The sequence below is a fragment of the Thermosynechococcus sp. Uc genome, from assembly GCF_029335995.1.
GTDB lineage: Bacteria > Cyanobacteriota > Cyanobacteriia > Thermosynechococcales > Thermosynechococcaceae > Thermosynechococcus.
Genome location: NZ_JARJMS020000094.1, coordinates 1 through 2,666, shown reverse-complemented (window position 1 = coordinate 2,666; position 2,666 = coordinate 1). Strand labels below are relative to the sequence as shown.

At 54.8% G+C, this 2,666-nt stretch carries 3 protein-coding genes and 1 pseudogene; 1 reads left to right on the top strand and 3 read right to left on the bottom strand.

Annotated elements, in window-relative coordinates; all coding sequences use genetic code 11:
* Window positions 1–240, top strand: a 240-nt coding sequence (locus P3X23_RS10715; RefSeq protein WP_300876522.1) for a hypothetical protein, incomplete at its 5' end; no start/stop codon positions are given.
* Here P3X23_RS10715 and cobT read toward each other — a convergent pair.
* From cobT to P3X23_RS10700, 3 genes and pseudogenes are all read right to left on the bottom strand, one after another.
* Window positions 207–1,313 carry a nicotinate mononucleotide-dependent phosphoribosyltransferase CobT gene (cobT, locus tag P3X23_RS10710; protein ID WP_300876519.1) on the bottom strand — a complete coding sequence of 369 codons (1,107 nt, stop codon included), beginning with the start codon at window positions 1,311–1,313 and terminating at the stop codon, window positions 207–209. The two genes, P3X23_RS10715 and cobT, sit on opposite strands and share 34 nt — an antisense overlap.
* On the bottom strand, window positions 1,310–2,080 hold the full coding sequence (gene pgeF, locus P3X23_RS10705) for a peptidoglycan editing factor PgeF (RefSeq protein WP_300876516.1): 771 nt from the start codon (window positions 2,078–2,080) through the stop codon (window positions 1,310–1,312). The genes cobT and pgeF overlap by 4 nt, the downstream gene beginning before the upstream one ends.
* A gap of 86 nt (window positions 2,081–2,166) precedes the next feature.
* Window positions 2,167–2,666 (bottom strand): annotated as a pseudogene (locus P3X23_RS10700) (phycocyanobilin:ferredoxin oxidoreductase); the annotation flags it as partial.

The following is a 2,666-nucleotide window of genomic DNA, read 5'->3' as shown; positions in this document are numbered from 1 at the left end:
CCCCTCTATGAGCCGCCCAAAACCGATGCTTCCTTTTGCCAATATGGTCAGTCTTTACCCCCAGAGTTAGTGGTGCTTGTCCCCAGTGGCCAACCCCATGCTGTGCTGTCAGTATTACCCCCCTTTCCCCATGAAGTTCCTAGTGAAGTGGCACAGTTAATGGCTACCCTAGAGCAGATGTACAGCAGTGCCAGTCTTGCAGCCTGTCAGTTGGCGATGAGTGAGCCGCCAGAGGCGTGATAGCGATCGCCCAGCCTGTCGATAATATTCACCATTTCTGAATTGCTCCAGCCCGCCAACAGATGGGCAGCAATGGCACAGCCGCCGGCACCAACCCCTTCCTTGACAAACCCCTGCTCATAGGCACGCAGGGCAGGATGACGGGATAAACTGAAATCCAGTTGAGTGTACAGGAGTGGACATTGGGCACGCTCTGCCAATCGCTGAATTTGAGCTGTGGGATCTTCAACGAGCCAACGGGTGGTACCCACGACAATCTGGTTTAGACACCAAGGGAGCCGGCGCCAGTGGGCAACAGAGCGCGCTAAGGCATAGACCGCAATCATTTGTGACCCCCCCGCTAGCAAAACACCACAGGTTTGACTTGCCCGCAGTGCCATAGCGGCAACAACCACCTGCATTGGATCGCCAATCGCCGCTACACAGGTAAAAGGATCTGCCTCAGCAGGTAGATGGGCAAGCCCCCGTTGCACCAGTTGCCACTTTTGTTCGTGGTTACTCTGGCGATGGCTACTGCCCACACAGTCGCGAGCAACAATCCCCAAACTTTCGCAAAGGGCAAGGGCAGTGGTTGTACCGCCCACTACACATTCAGCAAGGATTAGCCACGGATATTCACTACTGAGCTGGGCACCCCAAGACCATCCCTGTTCCCAGAGGTGCGCTACGGTTTGGGTCGTCATCGCTTGACCTGTGGTTAGGCAGCGAGCCGGTGTGCCCCCCAAGTGAATCATCTCTGGCAGACGCGGTAGGGGTAAACCTGCATCAAAGACATAGAGGGGCAACTCCAAAGCCTCAATGAGGGCACGACTAATTAGGCTAGGGGAGGCACCCGCCGTCAGGGGGGGGAGTGGATAGTGGTAGTGGGGTTGAATGCCGCGCAGCAGGAACTCGCCATCGGCCAAGGCTGTGATCCGGCGATCGCTGGGGGTTTGACCCGCCGCCGAGATTCCCGGAATTAATGCTGTTTCCGTAAAGCCAAGAACACAGACTAGGGCAGGAGGGTCTTGGTGCTGGCAGTGGCGATCGCTCCAGGCGCGGGCAATGGATTCCCCTGCTCCAATGCCAATCATACTAACCGACTGACAATTCCTGACCACTGCACCTGCTTTAGACGTTCACGGCGATAGGAAAAAAAGAACTCAGCATCGCGAAATGTACAGTGGGGACACAGGGCAATTTGCTCCTCCTTTAATCCCAATTGCAACAGTTGCAAACGATTCACCCGTGCCACATCCAGCCGCAGTCGCTCAGGCTCAGGATCAAGAAAGACTGCCGCTGGGTCTAAAGCAGCGAAACGTTGATAAAGATCCTCGCGTTCAATAGTTTCTGTTACCCCCTCAAGAATAGTCTGCCCCAGGGCACGGGCAACATTCAGCCCCACTTGATAGACTTCACCGCGAATGGCAGGCCCCATGGCAATCCGTAAATCAGCCAGCTCACTGCCTAATGCTTGCATCTGCTGGAGTGTGGCCCGCGAGATTTGGGTTGCTGTCCCCCGCCACCCCGCATGAATCGCCGCCACCCGTCCACTGGCGACATCGGCAATCAGCAGGGGCACACAGTCGGCACTACAAACCCAGAGGGCTTGATGAGGCTCTGTGGCCACAAGGGCATCGGCTTCCAAGCCCTTATCACTGGTGAGAACGTCTGTTCCTAAAGCAACGCGATCGCTATGAACCTGTTGAGTTCGCAAAGGAGTTGCCCTTACTCCTAAAGCCGCAGTTAGAGTAGTCAAATCCTCTCCTTGCCAATCCCGACTAAAGAAACCATGGGCAAACCCCTGCAGTAGATCACAGGTGAGAAAACGCCCGAGGTCAGTGGTTCGCCAGTGCCACATCGCCCCTAGTCTGCTATCCCATTGACGACCAAACCCACAATGACAATATAGAAAAAGTTATAGAAAAAGTTTGGCCTCCTCCCAAGCTAATCTACGTCAGGGCAACGGTAGCCTGAAATAGTGGGCATATCAAAAAGTACTGTCGTCATGTAGCGTTCTGCCCAAGTGCTGCCAAACGCCTTTTCAAGAACACGGCGGGTTTTATCGTTCTGCTGTTGCTGGTGGCAGTATTGCCGTTGCCCAGCAATGACTACTTCTGGGTGATCGGTGGGCACAGCCTGCTGGCTGAGTTGGCAGTGGAGTGTGAGGTACTCGCCAATACGATCTAAAAATTGCTGTTCCTCCATGTCTCCCTGTGGCCGAATGAAAATGCAAAAAGGCGAGAAAATATGTCACCAGGGGGGCAACTCACGCGCTAGACTAAAGGTGAGCTTCGGCAAAGCACTTAAGGCCGATGTGTAGGCAGCGGGCAACTGCCCCGTCACAGGAGAGAGGTCAACAATTGCGGCGCTAATTTGTCCTCGGCTACCCACGAGATCACAACCAAACATTGGCAGATCGTAGTGCGGCTCTGGAAACATGACGC

What these genes read in the sequence shown, in the direction of transcription:
- cobT (WP_300876519.1), bottom strand. Translation starts at nt 1,313, where the DNA reads ATGATTGGCATTGGAGCAGGGGAATCCATTGCCCGCGCCTGGAGCGAT.
- pgeF (WP_300876516.1), bottom strand. Translation starts at nt 2,080, where the DNA reads ATGTGGCACTGGCGAACCACTGACCTCGGGCGTTTTCTCACCTGTGAT.